Origin of the sequence: Candidatus Pantoea formicae, assembly GCF_011752625.1 — a bacterium.
In the GTDB taxonomy this organism is placed as follows: domain Bacteria; phylum Pseudomonadota; class Gammaproteobacteria; order Enterobacterales; family Enterobacteriaceae; genus Pantoea; species Pantoea formicae.
Window position 1 is genome coordinate 672,627 of the sequence record NZ_VWXD01000003.1, and the last position, 18,843, is coordinate 691,469.

Genomic DNA, 18,843 nt, shown 5'->3' on the forward strand with positions numbered 1-18,843 from the left:
GGCTCGATGGTGAAGACTTTAGCGCTTTTACTGCCACAAAGGGCACCGTGTCGGAGGCCACAGCGCCTCTGATGCTGCAAGGGCTATTCGCAGCGCTGAGGCGGAGACGTTGTGCCAGGAGCCAGGCGCAGGGATGCGACAGGCAGTTCGGGTAGGCCAGGACGGCCGTACCCGAACGTTCCGGCCGGCACAACGTTGCAGCCGAAGGCACCGCGAAGCGGCGCGAGGACGGCCCGGCAGCAGCAGAGGTGCTGGGGCCCGCACTAAAACGAGCACCCGGTAGCAGAGGTGCTGCAGCACACGCCAACATGCTTAATCGTGCAGTTGAAAAGGCTGCTATTCTAAGAAAATGGCAGCCTCATCTGAAGAGCCCCTTAACTGACAAGCATTAAGCCAGAAGATTGGCTTTTAAGTACCAATCAGGTGTGATATCTGCGACTGCGAATCACCCGTACTACGCCCTCAAGCACCAGCAGCATGACTGCGCCCCAAATCGCCAAATAGGTTAATCTCTCATTGGCATGAATCGTTTCGCCCAGCACCAACGCAATCAGCAGTAACAGCACGGGCTCAACGTAGCCCAGTAGCCCGAAAACGGTGAACGGCAGCAATTTACTGGCGCTGATATAACTCATGAATGCCGCCGCACTGTTGACGCCAAAAATGGCAATCACCCAATAAACACTATCCGACATTTCCGGGCTATGTCCAAACACTGCGCCGCCCCACACACACCAAAGTGCAAAGGGCATGGTTATCAGCATGTCGAACCAAAACCCACCGAGCGTGGCCGTTTGCATCCAACGGCGCAGTAAGAAATAACAAATAAAGCCTATCGCCACCGTCAGTGCTTCCCAAGAAAAACCACCGACCTCATACACCTGATGAATAACGCCCACTGCCGCTACCAATGCCGCGGTGATCTTCAGCGCTGACAACCGCTCTTTGTAGAGCACGCGACCGACCAGCACCATTAAGAGCGGCAAAAGGAAATAACCCAGTGAAACATTGATTCCACGCCCATTCAGTGAGGCCCAAATAAACAGCCACTGTTGTAGCGCCATCAAACCACTGCTGATGATGATGCCCAGTAACAACCAGGGTTTGGCGACAATGCGCTGGGCAATCTCACTCACCGCTCGCCACTCACCGTTAAACAGCATAAAGACGGTCATCAAGGGGAATGCAATCAGTGAGCGCCAACCGAACAGCTCATAGCCGTCCATCGTTGGCAGCAGAGAGGCCAAATAATATTGCACGGCAAATAAGATCGACGCCGTTAGAGATAATGAAATGCCCTTATACATCACTCACCAAACGTAAAAAGTTATCCCTGAGAGGGTCTTTAATCTGTGCATGCCAGGCAATCCCAGTTTGCCAGTGCGTATGTTCCCCCACCAAATTCAGCAGCTTCACGCCTGCCGGAAGAACATGCACCACACTGGCGGGCAATAATGCCACCCCATCACCCGCCGCCACCAGCGCGAGCAATGTCTGGATATCATCTGCCACGCCAATCGTGCGCGGTTGGAGGTGCTGGCTACTGAGAAAACGCTGCGCCTGCGAGGTTAATCCCTCTCCACGAGAGGGTGAAAGCTGTAGCATTTGCTGGCTCTCGATTAGCGCTGTTGCCGTTGCGCCATTATGCGCGGCGACCGCCAGCACTAACTGTTCCTCACCCAGCACGCGTGTTTGCAGCGGCGCGGGTACCGGCAAACGCACAAATCCGATCTGAAGTCGCCCCTCAATCAACTGCTGACACTGCAGCGCAGACGGCATGTCGTTCAGTGTGACCTGCACACCGGGGTACACACTGCGAAATGCAGCAACCCGCTCAGGTGCAACACGAAAGAAGGAAATGCCAAAGCCTAGGGTAAGTTTCCCCGCATGCCCCTGCTGCAACGCCGCGACTGAAGTCAAAAATTGCGTGTGGCGCGCCACAATATCTAGTGCGGCGGGCAGTAACTGTTCACCCGCAACGGTTAACAGTGCGCCATGCCTGCCACGCTGGAATAACGTGACGGCAGCAAAGTGCTCAAGCGTTTGGATCTGCTTGGTTAGCGCGGGTTGTGTCACGCACAAAATGTCAGCGGCCGCATGATACGACCCGGTTTGCGCCAGCGTGACGAAAGCGCGCAGTAGCTTGATATCCATTCCATTCGGTTATCAAAATCAGAGAAGGTGTGATTATACATCCTGGGTTCCTCTCTGGTGAAATTGCATTCAAGTTCTTCACTGAGAAAAATCGAAATGGATAAAAACCTCCGCGTTGCCTGCGTACAGTTTTGTCATCGTGCCGGCGACAAGCCCTACAATCTCGCGATAATGGAGCAATTTATTGCCCAAGCCGCACAGGAACACACCCAACTTCTGGCCTTTCCTGAGATGTGTATTACGGGCTACTGGCATGTTCCGGATCTGTCACGTGAAGAGGTAGAAGCGCTGGCAGAACCCAGTGATAGCAGCCCTTCTCTCGCCCGTATTGCGACACTAGCCGAACAGCATCAAATGGCGATAGGTGCCGGATTCATTGAAAAGCATCCAGACGGCCAACTCTACAATGCCTATGCCGTATGTATGCCGGATGGCCAACGGCATGTACATCGCAAGATCCATGCGTTTGAGCATCCGGCGATTTCTCAAGGTAATGAATTCACCGTGTTTGATACTCCTTGGGGTGTACGCGTTGGGGTTCTGATTTGCTGGGATAATAATCTGACCGATAACGTGCGTATCACTGCGCTACTCGGCGCAGATATCCTCATCGCCCCGCATCAGACCGGCGGTACGCATTCACGCAGCCCGTTTGGCATGAAGCCTATCCCGGTGAGCCTGTGGGAAAACAGAGATAGCCATCCCGATGAACTGGAAGCCGCACTCGCAGGTGACAGTGGTCGTGCCTGGTTGATGCGTTGGCTACCCTCACGCGCCCACGATAATGGCCTGTTCATTCTGTTCAGTAACGGTGTCGGTCTGGATAACGGTGAGATTCGCACCGGCAACGCCATGGTGATTGACCCGTACGGTCGCATCCTCAATGAAACACTGTCGTTCAGAGATACGTTAGTGAGCGCCGAGTTAGATCTTTCCCTGCTTGCGATGTCGACCGGCCGACGCTGGATTCATGGACGTCGGCCAGAGCTTTATCACCTACTCTGTGAACCGCAGGGCTATGAGCGAGATGCGCGCACTGCGCGATTTTCAGAAGAAACTCCCTGTTTCGGATCACAGGATTTGAATAAAGACACTTTAGGATAAAAATATGATTCGGCGCGATGTAAACCTCCGTTCCCTTATTAGAGAAGGACGGGCAATACATGAAAGGATTCTTACGCACTGGCGCTGTGATTCTCACTTTGAGTATTATTCCTTATGCTCAATCTGTGATATCCATTCCTTTTAATCTGGATGAAAGTGCGCTGCCAATTATCGAGGTCAACATTAATGGTCGCGACGGTGAATTTATGTTGGATAGCGGTTCTCAATTCGCTTTCCATTTCACTCAGGAATTTATGCGCCAGGTGCCGAACTTACAGTATCGAAAAGAAAAAGCACGTAGCACAGACCTCACCGGGCAAGTTTTTCTGAACGATCAATTCCGGTTCCACCATGTTTATGTCAATGGTATGAGTTTTGAAAATGTAGAAGGCGTCTCGCTCACACCTTGGGGATTGACGCTGTTGCCAGACGGCAAGCGTCCCGAGCATATGGTTATCGGCTTGGGCCTGTTTTGGCAAAAGGTATTGATGATAGATTATCAACAACGCACCTTTACGGTTGCCAATCAATTATCAGAATTAGATATTGATCAGAATGAATGGCTATCACTGCCCCTCACACTGAGTGAGGAAGGTATCGTGATGGATATGGTGCAAGGTAATAAAAGTTATAAGATGCTTTTAGATACCGGCGCGTCGGTATCCATGCTGTGGAGAAATAACGTTAATGGAACAGGTAATGGTATTAGCTGCAAAGAAATCATAGCGGAATGGGATAATAACAACTGCGAAGCCACACAAATTCATATTAAACACGCCACACCAGGGAAATTTAATGTGAATGCATTAGTCATTAAGGGAAATTTTGACCACATGGAAGCCGATGGCGTGCTAGGAACCCCTTTCCTGCAACAACATCAGGTGCTGATTGATTTTCCCCATCATCAGTTGATGGTTCGCTCGTTGGAACCACGCTGAATCGATCGTGATTGCATGACTTTGGAGATCGCTCAGCCGATCTCCTTTTCTTTCACCTAGGCTTTCATTCCCTGTCGCTTCCCCCTGATCCTCGCATCTAATTTGTTAACCAGATCTCAATTCATGAAACATTAGTTTCTTTGTTGGTATTCATCTCAACCCTTGATATATCAGAAAAGATGCATCTTTTTCATTGAAATGACGCTACACCTCAGCACAGAAAGATCTTTATGTTAATTTTTTGTCAATGCATGATGGCCTGACTGCAACTAAAGTTTCACTCACTGCACCAACATGCAACAGAGGGTTCAATGAAAAAGGAAGAGAACACGCAGCGAGCGTCCTCCTATTGGAAGCGACTTACCGCTTTACTGTGTCTGGGATGGGTCGTCATTTGGATTTATCGTTCCATGTTGACCCCGATTTATCCGCAGGTGATGCAAACCCTGGATCTGCATAGCAACCAGCAGATCGGTATTATCGCCAGCATTTACTTTTTTGCTTATGTCCTGCTGCAAGTTCCAGCAGGCATGATTTCTGACAAGTTTGATAAGCGATTGATTTTATCGTTCGGCTTCCTGGTCTTCGCGCTTGCCACCTTTTTGATGTCGGCTTCGCAAAGTCTGGTGGTCATCTATATCGCGAGTGCGCTCGCAGGTTTGAGTGGCGCATTTTTTTACGGTGCTGCGTTCTCGCTGTCAGGTCAGGATATCCCAGCCAACAAGCGCAACGTCGCGACCGCGATCATCAACAGTGGATCGTCGGTTGGAATGGTCATTGGCCTGAGCGGTTCATCGTGGCTGGTGCTCAGTCAGTCGGTTGATTGGCAGCTGATGTTAAAAGGTGTCGCGCTGATTATGGTGCTGACCTTTGCCCTGTATTATCTCTTTATTCGCCGTGACAACGCGGCCTCCACGCAGTCTGCGCCGCAAAATAACCTGGCCGAGGGCAGTGGTGAAAACAGCTATTTCACCGTCAAAAAGCTGGCGGTTTACTTTGTGCTGTTTTGTAGCTGCTACGCCTATTTTCTGGTGGTCTCTTGGTTGCCCAACTTCCTGCAAACCGAGCGTCATTTCTCAGGCAGCAGTGCGGGTATGGTGGCATCACTGGTGGGGCTGGCGTCCATTCCAGGAGCGCTGATCTTCAGCATGGTGGCGGATAAATATCGCCACTACAAATACCGGATTATGTTACTGCAACTGGTGCTAGCCGCCGTGATGTTGCTGATCTCCGCCCATGCACAAGATGCCTTTGTGATCATGCTGGGTCTGGTTGGCTATGGACTGCTGGGCAAACTGGCACTCGATCCGCTGCTGATTTCAACCATCTCCGACCTTTCTAATAAGAAGAAGCTGGCAACCTCTCTCAGTATCTACAACTTCTTCGGCATGTCTGCCTCTTTCATCGCCCCTTGGCTCACCGGCAACATCGCCGATCGTACCGGTAGCACCTTAGACGCATTCAACTTAGCGGGCATCATCCTCGCCACAGGCGCTGTGGTGCTGGTTGTCGTGTTCATTTTCACGAGTCATAAACAAAACAGGAGCCAGTATGAATATCGATAAGGTCACGCTGCATACGCTTATCGCCAGCAAACTCACCCTCGCCGGACTCTCGGCCGACTATGCCGCCGTGATGGCTGATGTCTTGGTGTTTGCTGAAGCACGCGGCATTCACTCTCATGGCACCGTGCGAGTGGAGTACTACTCCGAACGTATTCAGAAAGGCGGTATCACACTGCACCCTGAGATTCGCGTGGAAACCACCGGTCCCTGCAGCGCCATCTTGCACGGTGATAATGGCCCCGGCATGGTGCTGTCGAAGCAGGCAATGGAAGTCGCCATCGATATGGCGAAAGAAAAAGGCATTGCGGTGGTTGGCATCAAGAACATGAGCCACAGCGGTGCCATATCCTATTACACCCAAATGGCCGCTGAAGCGGGCTTGATTGGCCTGGCGATGTGCCAGTCCGACCCTATGGTCGTACCCTTCGGTGGCGCAGAGATCTATTACGGTACCAACCCCCTCTCCTTCTCTGCACCGGGCCGCGACAACATCATGACCTTTGATATGGCCACATCGGTGCAGGCGTGGGGAAAAATCCTTGATATGCGATCGCGTGATAAAGCCATTCCAGACAGTTGGGCAGTAGATGCCAGCGGTAAACCGACCACCAACCCACACGACGTGCGTGGCCTGTTGCCGATCGCCGGGCCAAAAGGCTACGGCCTGATGATGATGATCGACATCCTTTCAGGGGTGCTGCTCGGCCTGCCGTTTGGACGCAGCGTGAGCTCCATGTATGCCGATCTCAGTAAAGGTCGCGATCTCGGGCAACTACACATTGTTATCAATCCGGCTTTCTTTGGCGATCAACAGACCTTCCTTGACAACGTACAACAAGTGATGGGCGAACTGAACCAGGTTCGTCCAGCAGAGGGCGTGGAAAAGGTGATGTATCCCGGTGAGATTGCAGACCTTGAACAGGCGCGTACCGAGAAAGAAGGCATCGATATTGTCGATAGCATTTATGACTACCTAAAGTCCGAGCACGTCTGGATCAACTCTTACGATCACAAAGATCCGTTTGCTGAAAGCCATTAAGGAGAGAATCATGGAACACGGCAGCTATTACGCACCGCACGGCGGCCTTGATGGACAAAAAAGTCTGTTGACTGGACGTTCAGTGTTTACCGAAGCCTACGCCTTTATCCCGCGTGGCGTGATGTCAGATATTGTGACCAGCCAGTTACCCTTCTGGCAGCACACCCGTCTATGGGTATTGTCGCGCCCCATGAGCGGTTTCTCCGAAACCTTCTCGCATTACATTATGGAAGTGGGCCCACAAGGTGGCAGCGATCGCCCAGAATCCGATCCCGCCGCGCAAAGTGCGTTGTTTGTTTTAGAAGGCCACCTACATTTAACGGTGGAAGGTGCACAGCATGATTTGGTGCCCGGCAGCTTCGTTTACATCCCGGCTGGCGCGCAGTGGCAAATCAAGAATACCCACAGTGAAGCCGCCCGCTTCAATTGGATCCGTAAAATCTGGCAACCACTGGAAGGGCTGGAAAAACCGCCGTTTATGATTGCCAATGAGCGCGATATCACACCGACGGCGATGCCGGATACCGGCGGGCGCTGGGCCACAACCCGTTTCGTGGATGTGAATGATATGCGTCATGATATGCACATCACGATTGTGACTTTCAAGCCAGGCGGTCTCATTCCGTTTATGGAAACCCACGTGATGGAGCATGGCCTGTATGTGTTGCAAGGCAAAGGCGTTTACAAACTTAACGAAGACTGGATTGAGGTTGAACCTGGCGATTATATGTGGCTACGCGCATTTTGCCCGCAAGCCTGCTATGCCGGTGGCGATGAGCCATTCCGCTATCTGCTTTATAAAGATATGAACCGCCATGCTGACTTGCATCTGTTGAAGTGAAAAAAACCCGGCTGGCGCCGGGTTTTGCTTTGCTACACTCTCAATCTACTGCTCAATGGATTAACCGTATGCATGCAGCGTACGCTGGCACAGAGCCGAACGAACGCAGTCGTCTTTGCCAAAACGCACGACGCCAATCATCTCATCTTCTTCGAAGCGGGCCAGCGCATCGGCCAGACCAGATTTGACGTGAGACGGTAAGTCACACTGGGTGATATCACCGTTGACGATAACCGTCACGTTTTCGCCTAAGCGTGTCAGGAACATCTTCATCTGTGCCGCAGTGACGTTTTGTGCCTCATCAAGGATCACTACCGCATTCTCAAAGGTACGTCCGCGCATGTATGCGAAGGGCGCGATCTCTACCTTAGCGATTTCGGGTCGCAGGCAGTACTGCATAAAGGAAGCGCCAAGACGTTTAACCAGAACGTCATATACCGGTCGGAAATACGGGGCGAACTTCTCGGAAATGTCTCCGGGGAGGAAACCGAGATCTTCATCCGCCTGCAGAACCGGGCGCGTCACAATTATCCTTTCGATGTCCTTATTGATCAGGGCCTCAGCCGCTTTGGCTGCGCTAATCCAGGTTTTACCGCAACCGGCTTCGCCGGTGGCGAATATCAGCTGTTTCGTTTCTATGGCATTAAGATAGTGCGCTTGAGCTTCATTTCTGGCTTCAATCGGACCCCGGTCGCGTGAATCACGCGCCATACCAATTGAATCCAACCCACCCATCTGCACCAGCGAAGTGACCGATTCTTCTTCGCGCTGACGATGACTGCGAGAATCACTACGAACGACTCTTCTTGCTTCACGACGCGCTTTGATCACTGCTTTCTGTCTTCCCATAGTGGCACCTTACAGTTGGTTTCATTTATCGCGGCGGATCACCCGCGGCGATGACTTGAACGCTTTAGAGGTTTCTGTGGCTTCCTTGTAAGCCGGGTCTGACCATCGAGAATAGTGTGCAACAACGACGAAGCGCTGAAGCGCACCGGTAAAGATTTGGCGTTAATTGAGAAACGATAATTGAAAAGTGAAGAGGATACTTTGGAGGGAAGAAATCCCCCGCAGTGTACTGCGCTAGCTGAAGTGTATTTAACTGTCCGTGGAAGGACCGGGTCATGCGCGAACTCCAGTGGACTTAGCCACACAACTGACAACGCTTATGATTAAAGTGCATCATATTTGCAGTGCATTGCAACAGTAATTTTACTTCGCGTTAAAGAAAAAGTTTTAAGCGAAGCATGAGACTTTTCGTCTTAAATTAAATTTTTCAGGCTTATCAAAAAGATGGATTATTGGGGGCTGACTGAAGTTTTTCGGAACATTCGGAAGTGAGTACGGCCGCAGTAAAGTTGCTGGTGTGGGAAAGACAGCCCCTGTGCGCCCGGCTGGACGCGCAAGGGTTGTGCATTTATTAATCAAGCTTGCAGTAAAGACTGGCCGAGATAATGATTTTCGTCCGCGACGCCCGGCAAAGCGAAAAAGTATCCGCCACCGATGGGACGAATATATTCTTCCAGCGCTTCGCCATTGAGACGCTTCTGTACGGTGATAAAGCCTTTGGTTAAATCATGCTGGTAACAGACGAACAATAACCCCATATCCAACTGCCCTGCGCCGGTGATACCCGATGAATAGCTGTAACCGCGGCGCAGCATAAGACTGCTATCGGTTTCCGGGGTGCGCGGATTGGCCAAGCGAATGTGTGCATCCAGTGCAATCACGTCACCGTCCGGGTCTTTGCTGTAATCCGGCACATCGCGTTCGTGCTGCATGCCCAAAGGCGCACCTGAGAGTTTTTCACGACCGAAGATGGTTTGCTGCTCGCCCAATGGCGTGCGGTCCCACATCTCAACGTGAAAACGAATAATGCGCACGGCCTGATAGCTGCCACCTAACGTCCAGGCGGGTTCCTGCTGGTTAGCCGTGACCCATAGCAGTTGATCCATCAATGCCGCATTGTGCGTGTCTGGGTTGGCAGTTCCATCCTTGAAGCCCAGTAGATTGATCGGGGTTTCCTGGCCTTTACTGCGCGCAGCGTGGTCGGCAATGAAGCCATCGCGGCGCCAGCGCACCGCCAGCAGATCCGGCGTGTGTTTGATGATGTCACGCAGTGCATGGATCACCGTGTCTTGGGTGTTGGCGCAAATCTGGATCAGCACATCACCATGACATTGTTCGGCATCAAGTGAGTCATTAGGGAAGCGCGTCATGCTTTGCAACTGCGCAGGTTTATGCGGGCTTAAACCATAGCGCGTATCAAACAGCGAGGTGCCAACGGATAACGTCATCGTTAAATTATCTGGCGCGATATCGGCTCCCAGAATCCCAGAGTCCATCGGCGGCAACTGCGGATTCGGCACTGAGGGTGCCGGGCCACCTTTGGTGAGAAACGCAAAGCGAGCGGTCAGCAAACGGAACAAGCGCTCTAAATCCGCTTTATCGCTGGCTAAGACATCAAACGCCACCAGCATCATTGAAGCTTGCTGCGGCGTGACAATACCTGCCTGGTGTGGACCGTAGAAAGGTTGCACCTGCTGGCGCGCATCGGGTGCCACTGTGCCGGGAGAAAAGCTGTCAGCCGCGGCTGCCGTATGGAACGGGCAGCCGCCACTCAGGGCGGCCGCGCCGCCCAACATCCCTAATCCCTGCAATAAACGACGACGCGACGGCTCTGCCGCGTCATTTTTATGGCTCATGATTAGTCGAGACCTAAAGTTCCACGCAACAGGGAGAGATCTTCCGCCAGCGTAGTGATCGGCCCTTTCAATGCATTACGGTCAGCGGTGGTGAGCTTCTCGTAAGATTCGAAACCGTCTTTGGTGCGGTATTTGCTGAGGATGACATCCACTTTCTTGAAGTTGGCATCGACTTTCGCCAGCAGTTGCGGATTGGCTTTTTGCAGCTGTGGGCGCAGCAGATCAACGATTTTCTGCGCACCGTCGATGTTGGCCTGGAAGTCAGAGAGGTCGGTACGGCTGTAACGATCTTCTTCACCCGAGATTTTGCTGGAGGCGACTTCTTCTACCAGACCTGCTGCACCACCCACCACTTTGGCCGGTGGGAAGGCCAGCTCGCTGATGCGCGTTTGCAGATCCAATACATCCTGGTTCAGCTTAGTGGCAAACTCTTCCGCACCTTTGGTGGTTTTATCCGCCCACAGGATTTTCTCAATGCGGTGGAAACCGGTGAACTTCGGATCGTCAGCTTTTTTCTCGAAGTCATCTTCACGGGCGTCGATGCTGCTATCCAGGTCGGAGAAGAGTTCAGCAATAGGTTCGATGCGCTCATAGTGTGCACGGGTTGGTGCATACAAGGCTTTGGCTTTCTCAAGGTCACCGGCTTTGACTGCGTCGGTGAAGGCTTGGGTGCCGGCAACCAGCTCTTTGACTTCGCTCATGACATAGGTTTTGTAGTCAGTGATCGGGCCAGCCAGCTGCATGATGTCGGTTTTGCCTTTGGCAGCGGTTTTCGACTCACCAGTGACAACCAGTTTGCCTTTCGGGTTGGTCAGCAAGCCGCAGGTCATGTCGTATTCGCCCGCTTCGAGGTTAGCGGTGAGTTTCTGGCTGAAGCCTGGCGCGATGTTTTCACGCTCTTCCACCACCATCACTCCTTTGAGGATTTCCCACTCCAGCGCTTTCTGGCTGTTGTTTTTGATGATGAACTGCGTTTTCCCTGCCTGCACGTTGAGTGACATCGGCTCGCACTGTTTGTCGGTGACGGTGACCGTTACCTGCGGGATGGATGCAGCAGAAGCGGCGCCAGAGAGGGCCAGCATTGAAACCAACAGCGCCTTACGGCGGAAGCGAATCGTCATAGTGATATCCCTGTTTCATGGAAGAACAGGCGCGCAATCGCGCCTGATTTAATTTCAGCGTGTGGTGCGTGCGGCGTTGGCCGTCGGACGTGCCGGGAAGAAAAACAGCAGCAGTGCCGGGACCAGATAGATCAGCCAAACCGCCACTTCACTGACACTTGGGGTTTCCTGATAGCCCAGAATACCTTCCAGTAGTGTGCCCACCACCGAATGCGTAGAGAGCGTGTTGCTGAGGTCAAAAGCCACGCCCTGGAAGTGGTTCCACAGCCCGGCTTCATGGAAGGCACGGATCGCGCCTGCCGCCAAGCCAGCGGCGACAAACAGAATGAACAGGCTGGTCCAACGGAAGAAGCTCGCAAGGTTTAGGCGGATACCGCCGTAGTAAAGCAGCATGCCTAATACGATCGCGGTCACTAAGCCAAGCACCGCACCAATTGGTGGTGCATAACCCACGTCTTGGGTGAAGGCCGCCAGCAGGAAGAACACCGATTCTAAACCTTCACGTGCCACCGCCAGAAAGACCATGAGCACCAGCGGAAAGCCGCTACCGCCCTGCTTTTGCAGCGCTTGATCTACTGAGCGTTCCAGCGTGGCTTTGATGTTGCGCGAGACTTTGCGCATCCAGAACACCATGGAGGTGAGGATGACCACCGCGACCACAGCGACAATGCCCTCAAACAGTTCTTGCTGTTTCTGCGGGAATTCGCCGGTGGTTTCGTTAATGAAAATGCCTAATGCCAAGCAGAGCGCAGCTGCAATGAACACGCCAGCCCACATCGCGGGGAACCATTGGGTGCGCTGGGTGCGTTTCAGGTAGCTGGCAATCAGGCTGACGATGAGTGCTGCTTCAAGACCTTCACGCAGCATAATGAGAAACGGAACGAACATCACCAACCTCTTGATTGTTAAGGAGGGTAAACCTTAGGTAAAAATACGTAAAATGTGAACGATATTGATTATCATTACAGGGATAAAAAATACAAGTCACGTCATGAAATAATTTCTCATTTGCGGAGCGTGAGACGGATTCAATGAGATGAGGTGTTGGCGTTTCATGAGGTATGTGGGGTGTTCAGTGCATGTGGGGCTTTGAGTTCAGTGTTTGGGGTGGCTTTGAGTTCCGTGCTTGGGGTCGCTTCACGTTTAGTACCAGGTCCACTAAAGGCCATTCCGATCGCGAAGAAATCACGCATCCATGCAGATCGGCCGCGCCATCCATGGCGCGGACGCTTCGCTCTTCGGAATGGCCTTTAGTAGACTTTGCGCTATGTCATTGCTTTGAAAAGAGGGTTGGGGCATTGGCGAGTTAAAAAAACTGCTTTTTAAGGTCTGCAACCCTTGGAGCGGACGCTTCGCTCTTCGGAATGGCCTTTAGTAGACTTTGGGCTATGTCGTTGCTTTGAAGGAAGCGTTGGGGCATTGGCAAGTTAATAAAAAAGCCCGCCGTTTTACGGGCGGGCTTGATCTGTAAAGGACTGATTATTTGGTCTGGTACTCAGCTTCAGCTGCCGCGAAACGCGCTTGCGCCTCTTCTGATGGGCCGTTGCCAATCAGGCTGAACACCACAATCGCGATGCTGGCGAAGATGAAGCCAGGGATGATTTCATACAGTTCGGTGTAACCGTACTGTTTCCACAGCAGCACAGTCAGCGCACCGATTACCATACCGGCTAAAGCGCCATTACGTGTCATGCGTTTCCAGCACACACCGAACAGGACAACCGGGCCGAAGGCAGCACCAAAGCCCGCCCAAGCATAGCTGACTAAGCCCAGTACACGGTTTTCAGGGTTGGCCGCCAGTGCGATAGCAATCAGCGCGATCACCAACACCATCAAACGTCCGACCCAAACCAGCTCTTTCTGGCTGGCATTTTTGCGCAGGAAGCCTTTATACAGGTCTTCCGTCAGGGCACTGGAGCACACCAGCAGCTGGCAGCTCAGAGTGGACATCACTGCGGCCAGAATCGCTGACAGCAAAATACCGGCAATCCATGGGTTAAACAGGATTCGCGCCAGCTCGATAAACACGCGCTCACCATTCTGGCTAACGCCTGCCGCGAGTTCAGGATGGTTCTGGAAGTAAGCAATACCGAAGAAGCCGACGGCAACGGCACCTGCCAGACACAGAATCATCCATGTCATCCCGATGCGGCGTGCAGTGCGAATGGAGTGGTGTGAATCTGCCGCCATGAAACGCGCCAGAATATGGGGCTGACCAAAATAACCCAAGCCCCAACCGAGCAGCGAAATCACCGCCACAAAGTTCAACCCTTTCAGCATGTCGAGGTTTTCAAGGCTTTTCGCTTCGATCACCGCCAGCGAATCATCCAAACCACCCACCGCGATAATCACGAACACTGGGGTCAGTATCAGCGCAAAGATCATCAGGCTGGCCTGCACGGTGTCGGTCCAGCTCACTGCAAGGAACCCGCCCACCAAGGTATAAAGGATGGTGGCTGCAGCCCCCGCCCACAAGGCAGTCTGATAATCCATGCCAAAGGTGCTTTCGAACAGACGCGCACCCGCAACCACGCCAGAGGCGCAATAAATGGTGAAGAAGATGAGAATAACCACAGCGGAAATCACACGCAGCAGTTTGCTTTTATCCTCGAAACGGCTGGAGAAGAAGTCAGGCAAGGTTAAGGCGTTGTCGTGATGCTCAGTCTGGACACGCAGGCGTCCCGCGACAATTTTCCAGTTAAGCCAGGCACCAATGGTCAGGCCGATGGCGATCCAGCTCTCGGAGATGCCGGACAGGAAAATCGCCCCCGGCAGCCCCATTAGCAGCCAGCCACTCATATCCGATGCACCCGCTGACAGTGCAGTGACCACACTGCCTAAACTGCGACCGCCCAAGATATAGTCATCAAAATTTTTGGTTGAGCGATAGGCAATAAAACCGATCAACACCATCCCAAGGATGTAAATTACGAAGGTCACCAACATCGGTGTACTCATACTCATACTCTCTCCACTTATTATTTAATCCGTAAGAGCAATCTTTTTCCTGTGCAATCGGAACGGGACTGCATAGGGCTTTACCGCATCCAGAGAAAGCGATTCCTCTTAAGGCGCGGTATCCTGCCGCAAAGGGGCGGCGCGCACAATGCATTTAACACAGCTGTCACACTGGTTTCACCTGACTTCGATTTTTTAATGCCAATAGGTTGCACTCACTCACACTTTCAGTTGCACCTTACTTAACATGAGAGTGCTCTCTTTGAGCGGAGTTGCAACTTTGGCGAGCTTCTTGCAGCAAGTTCTGTGCCGTTTTTTCACGAAGCCGCTTTTAAGCAGTGATAAACGTGCAACTCAGGTCACATTTAACACGGTTGCACAAAGTTGCAACATGAGTGATAGTGCAGCCCACGCTGATGTCGATTCATATTTTGAGGAAGAGGGAATCATGGGAACCACCACCATGGGTGTGAAGCTGGATGAAGCCACCCGCGATCGCATTAAACTGGCGGCAGGAAAAATTGACCGCACGCCACACTGGCTGATCAAACAGGCGATTTTTAACTATCTTTCGCAACTGGAAGCCGGTGAAGGGCTGCCAGAAATTCCTGTGCAACTTGCTGATTCCATCAGTGAAGAAGGCGCGCCAGACGAGTCATTCCAGCCTTTCCTCGACTTTGCCGAACATATTTTGCCGCAGTCGGTCACGCGTTCTGCCATCACCGCCGCGTGGCGCCGGCCGGAAACTGATGCGGTACCCATGCTGCTGGAACAGGCACGTCTCCCTGCCCCATTGGCAGAGAAAACCCATCAGCTTGCTTATAGCCTTGCTGATAAGCTTCGGCACCAAAAAGGGGCAACCGGACGCGCTGGAATGGTGCAAAGTCTGTTGCAGGAGTTCTCCCTTTCCTCTCAAGAGGGCGTAGCCTTAATGTGCCTGGCGGAAGCGCTGTTGCGTATTCCTGATAAGCCAACCCGTGATGCCCTGATCCGCGATAAAATCAGCAACGGTAACTGGCAGTCACACCTGGGCCGCAGTCCATCAATGTTCGTTAACGCTGCTACCTGGGGTCTACTGTTTACCGGTCGTTTGGTGTCGACCCATAACGAAGCCAATTTGTCGCGCTCGCTGAACCGCATTATTGGTAAAAGCGGCGAACCACTGATCCGTAAAGGCGTGGATATGGCGATGCGCCTGATGGGCGAGCAGTTTGTTACCGGTGAAACCATCGCCGAAGCGCTGGCTAACGCACGTAAGCTGGAGGAGAAAGGCTTCCGTTACTCCTATGACATGCTGGGCGAAGCGGCCCTCACCGCCAGCGATGCCAAAGCCTATCTGGTGTCTTACCAGCAGGCGATCCATGCGATTGGTAAAGCTTCTAATGGTCGTGGCATTTATGAAGGCCCCGGTATCTCCATTAAGCTTTCGGCACTGCATCCGCGTTACAGCCGTGCGCAATATGAGCGTGTGATGGAAGAACTCTATCCGATTCTTAAATCACTCACCTTGCTGGCACGCTCTTACGACATTGGTATCAACATCGATGCCGAAGAAGCGGACCGTCTGGAACTGTCACTCGATTTGCTGGAGAAACTGTGCTTCGAGCCAGAGCTGGATGGCTGGAATGGCATCGGTTTTGTGATTCAGGCCTACCAAAAGCGCTGTCCTTTTGTCATTGATTCGCTGATCGATATGGCGCAACGCAGCCGTCGCCGCCTGATGATCCGCCTGGTCAAAGGGGCGTATTGGGATAGTGAAATCAAGCGCGCTCAGATCGATGGATTAGAAGGCTACCCGGTTTACACCCGTAAGGTGTACACCGATATCTCTTATCTGGCTTGCGCTCGTAAGCTGCTGGCCGTACCCAACCTGATCTACCCGCAGTTCGCCACCCACAATGCGCACACGCTGGCAGCCATCTATCAGTTGGCGGGCAACAACTACTATCCGGGTCAGTATGAGTTCCAGTGTCTGCACGGCATGGGCGAACCGCTGTATGAACAGGTGGTAGGTAAAGTGGCCGACGGCAAGCTCAACCGTCCATGCCGCATCTATGCCCCAGTCGGCACGCATGAAACTCTGCTGGCCTATCTGGTGCGTCGTTTGTTGGAAAACGGTGCCAACACCTCCTTTGTGAATCGCATTGCCGATAACACGCTGCCGCTGGACGAACTGGTGGCCGATCCGGTTGCCGCTGTTGAAAAAATGGCGCTCAGTGAAGGTGCCGTTGGTTTACCGCATCCGAAAATTCCTTTGCCGCGTGACCTCTATGGTGAGAAACGTGCTAACTCTGCCGGTCTGGATCTGGCGAACGAACATCGTCTGGCGTCACTCTCCAGTGCCCTGCTCAACAGCGCCAGCCAGCCATGGATTGCACAACCTCTGGTGGAAGGTGCGCTGGGTGAAGGCGTCAGCCGTCCGGTGCTGAATCCGTCGGCACCTGCCGATGTGGTAGGAAGCGTACGCGAAGCCAGTGAAGCCGAAGTCTCGGAAGCGCTGGATGCGGCGGTGAATGCCGGTCCGATCTGGTTCGCCACCCCGCCACAAGAGCGTGCGGCCATTCTGGAACGTGCAGCCGAAGCGATGGAAGGCCAGATGCAGCAATTGATTGGTTTACTGGTGCGTGAAGCCGGTAAAACTTATAACAATGCGATTGCCGAAGTACGCGAAGCGGTCGATTTCCTCTATTACTACGCTGGCATGGTGCGTGACGATTTCGATAATGAAACGCACCGTCCGCTGGGTCCCGTGGTGTGCATTAGTCCATGGAACTTCCCGCTGGCGATTTTCGCAGGGCAGATCGCGGCTGCACTGGCGGCAGGGAACAGCGTGCTGGCCAAACCGGCTGAGCAGACTCCGCTGATTGCCGCACAGGCTGTGCAGATCATGCTGGATGCTGGCGTGCCTGCTGGCGTGTTGCAACTGCTGCCAGGCCAGGGCGAAACCGTGGGTGCACAGCTGACCGGCGACGAACGAGTCCGCGGAGTGATGTTCACCGGTTCAACGGCAGTTGCCACGCTGTTACAGCGCAATCTGGCGGGCCGCCTCGATCCACAAGGCCGTCCAACCCCACTGATCGCCGAGACTGGCGGTATGAACGCCATGATCGTTGACTCTTCCGCACTGACCGAACAAGTGGTGGTGGATATTGTCGCCTCGGCGTTTGACAGTGCGGGACAGCGCTGTTCAGCACTGCGCCTGCTGTGTGTGCAAGACGATGTGGCAGATCACACGCTGAAGATGCTGCGTGGTGCCATGGCCGAATGCCGCATGGGTAATCCAGAGCGCCTGTCGACCGACATTGGCCCCGTCATCGATGCCGAAGCCAAGGACAACATTGACCGCCACATTCAGGCGATGCGTAACAAAGGTTTCACCGTCTATCAGGCGGCACAGGACAATCCACAAGACAGCAAAGAGTGGAACAGTGGCACCTTTATCAAACCTACGCTGATCGAGTTGGATCAGGTGAGCGATCTGGATAAAGAAGTGTTTGGTCCGGTGCTGCACGTGGTGCGATTCGCCCGTAACAGCCTGCCACAGTTGATCGAGCAGATTAATGCCTCGGGTTATGGTCTGACATTGGGTGTGCATACGCGTATTGATGAGACCATCGCGCAGGTTACAGCAGGAGCAAAAGTCGGCAACCTGTATGTCAACCGCAACATGGTCGGGGCAGTGGTCGGCGTTCAGCCATTCGGTGGCGAAGGCTTGTCGGGCACCGGTCCAAAAGCAGGCGGTCCGCTCTATCTCTATCGTCTGCTGTCCAACCGCCCGGATGGTGCGTTACGCAAGACCTTTGATCGCCAGGACGCTGAACGCCCCGTCGATAGCAGCGTTCGTACCGAACTAATGAGCGCACATCAGGCTTTGCAAAGCTGGGCGCAAGATAAGCCAGAGCTGTTAGCGCTGTGCCAGCGTTACGATGAACTGGCACAGGCCGGTACTGTTCGTTTGTTGCCGGGACCAACCGGTGAGCGCAACACCTTCACCCTGCTCCCTCGCGAGCATGTGCTGTGTATTGCGGATAATGAACAGGATGCATTAACACAGTTAGCGGCAGTGACCAGCGTAGGCAGCACGGTACTCTGGCAGGACGATGAACTGCACCGTGGGCTGCGTTCCAGTCTGCCTGGCGCTGTGCAGTCACGTGTAGCGCTGGTGAAAGATGTGCTGGCGGCAGAGTTTGATGCGGTAATTCATCATGGCGATGCCGACCAGCTGCGTACGCTGTGCGAGCAGGTTGCAGCGCGTGATGGAGCGATTGTTTCGGTGCAGGGCTTTGCTCGTGGCGAGACCAATCTGCTGCTTGAACGCCTGTTAATCGAACGTTCGCTGAGTGTGAATACCGCCGCGGCGGGGGGGAATGCGAGTTTGATGACGATTGGTTAATAAAAATTCAAATACGTCATTATGA

Annotated in this window: 13 protein-coding genes; 6 read left to right on the top strand and 7 right to left on the bottom strand. The window is 53.2% G+C overall.

Translation table 11 applies throughout. The features are described from left to right. Positions 1–419: 419 nt before the first annotated feature. Together rarD and F3J38_RS11845 are read right to left on the bottom strand one after the other, a co-directional pair. Positions 420–1,307, bottom strand: coding sequence for an EamA family transporter RarD (gene rarD, locus F3J38_RS11840; protein ID WP_167138565.1), 888 nt, complete (start codon positions 1,305–1,307; stop codon positions 420–422). Further along, a complete protein-coding gene (locus tag F3J38_RS11845; protein WP_167138567.1) occupies positions 1,300–2,154 on the bottom strand; it encodes a LysR family transcriptional regulator in 855 nt (284 codons plus the stop codon). Before F3J38_RS11845 ends, rarD begins: the two co-directional genes overlap by 8 nt. A gap of 96 nt (positions 2,155–2,250) precedes the next feature. Between F3J38_RS11845 and F3J38_RS11850 the strand changes: the two genes are divergently transcribed. From F3J38_RS11850 to F3J38_RS11870, 5 genes are all read left to right on the top strand, one after another. After that, positions 2,251–3,258: a nitrilase family protein gene (locus F3J38_RS11850; protein WP_167138569.1), complete on the top strand. Its 1,008-nt coding sequence runs from the start codon at positions 2,251–2,253 to the stop codon at positions 3,256–3,258. A gap of 59 nt (positions 3,259–3,317) precedes the next feature. Continuing rightward, a complete protein-coding gene (locus F3J38_RS11855) occupies positions 3,318–4,196 on the top strand; it encodes a pepsin/retropepsin-like aspartic protease family protein (protein ID WP_167138571.1) in 879 nt (292 codons plus the stop codon). Between the two features lie 311 nt (positions 4,197–4,507). Then, positions 4,508–5,761 (top strand): MFS transporter, encoded by a 1,254-nt coding sequence (locus F3J38_RS11860; protein WP_167138573.1) that lies wholly within the window; start codon positions 4,508–4,510, stop codon positions 5,759–5,761. Further along, positions 5,748–6,800: an ureidoglycolate dehydrogenase gene (gene allD, locus F3J38_RS11865; protein ID WP_167138575.1), complete on the top strand. Its 1,053-nt coding sequence runs from the start codon at positions 5,748–5,750 to the stop codon at positions 6,798–6,800. Before F3J38_RS11860 ends, allD begins: the two co-directional genes overlap by 14 nt. 10 nt (positions 6,801–6,810) lie before the next feature. Next, positions 6,811–7,641: a bifunctional allantoicase/(S)-ureidoglycine aminohydrolase gene (locus F3J38_RS11870; RefSeq protein ID WP_167138577.1), complete on the top strand. Its 831-nt coding sequence runs from the start codon at positions 6,811–6,813 to the stop codon at positions 7,639–7,641. Between the two features lie 60 nt (positions 7,642–7,701). Here the strand turns inward: F3J38_RS11870 and phoH are convergent, their stop codons facing one another. The 5 genes from phoH to putP all read right to left on the bottom strand — a co-directional run bounded on the left by phoH (position 7,702) and on the right by putP (position 14,431). Further along, positions 7,702–8,490, bottom strand: a complete 789-nt coding sequence (gene phoH, locus F3J38_RS11875; RefSeq protein ID WP_167138579.1) for a phosphate starvation-inducible protein PhoH — start codon at positions 8,488–8,490, stop codon at positions 7,702–7,704. A 575-nt stretch (positions 8,491–9,065) separates the two neighbouring features. Continuing rightward, on the bottom strand, positions 9,066–10,346 hold the full coding sequence (efeB, locus tag F3J38_RS11880) for an iron uptake transporter deferrochelatase/peroxidase subunit (protein WP_167138581.1): 1,281 nt from the start codon (positions 10,344–10,346) through the stop codon (positions 9,066–9,068). Between the two features lie 2 nt (positions 10,347–10,348). Further along, a complete protein-coding gene (efeO, locus tag F3J38_RS11885; protein WP_167138583.1) occupies positions 10,349–11,467 on the bottom strand; it encodes an iron uptake system protein EfeO in 1,119 nt (372 codons plus the stop codon). Between the two features lie 54 nt (positions 11,468–11,521). Continuing rightward, positions 11,522–12,355 (bottom strand): iron uptake transporter permease EfeU, encoded by an 834-nt coding sequence (efeU, locus tag F3J38_RS11890; protein WP_167138585.1) that lies wholly within the window; start codon positions 12,353–12,355, stop codon positions 11,522–11,524. Between the two features lie 591 nt (positions 12,356–12,946). Continuing rightward, positions 12,947–14,431, bottom strand: a complete 1,485-nt coding sequence (gene putP, locus F3J38_RS11895; RefSeq protein WP_167138587.1) for a sodium/proline symporter PutP — start codon at positions 14,429–14,431, stop codon at positions 12,947–12,949. A gap of 442 nt (positions 14,432–14,873) precedes the next feature. On the opposite strand from putP, the gene putA reads away from it, so the two are divergent. Beyond that, entirely contained in the window at positions 14,874–18,818 is a 3,945-nt protein-coding gene (gene putA / locus F3J38_RS11900) for a trifunctional transcriptional regulator/proline dehydrogenase/L-glutamate gamma-semialdehyde dehydrogenase (RefSeq protein ID WP_167138875.1), read from the top strand. Positions 18,819–18,843: the final 25 nt, after the last annotated feature.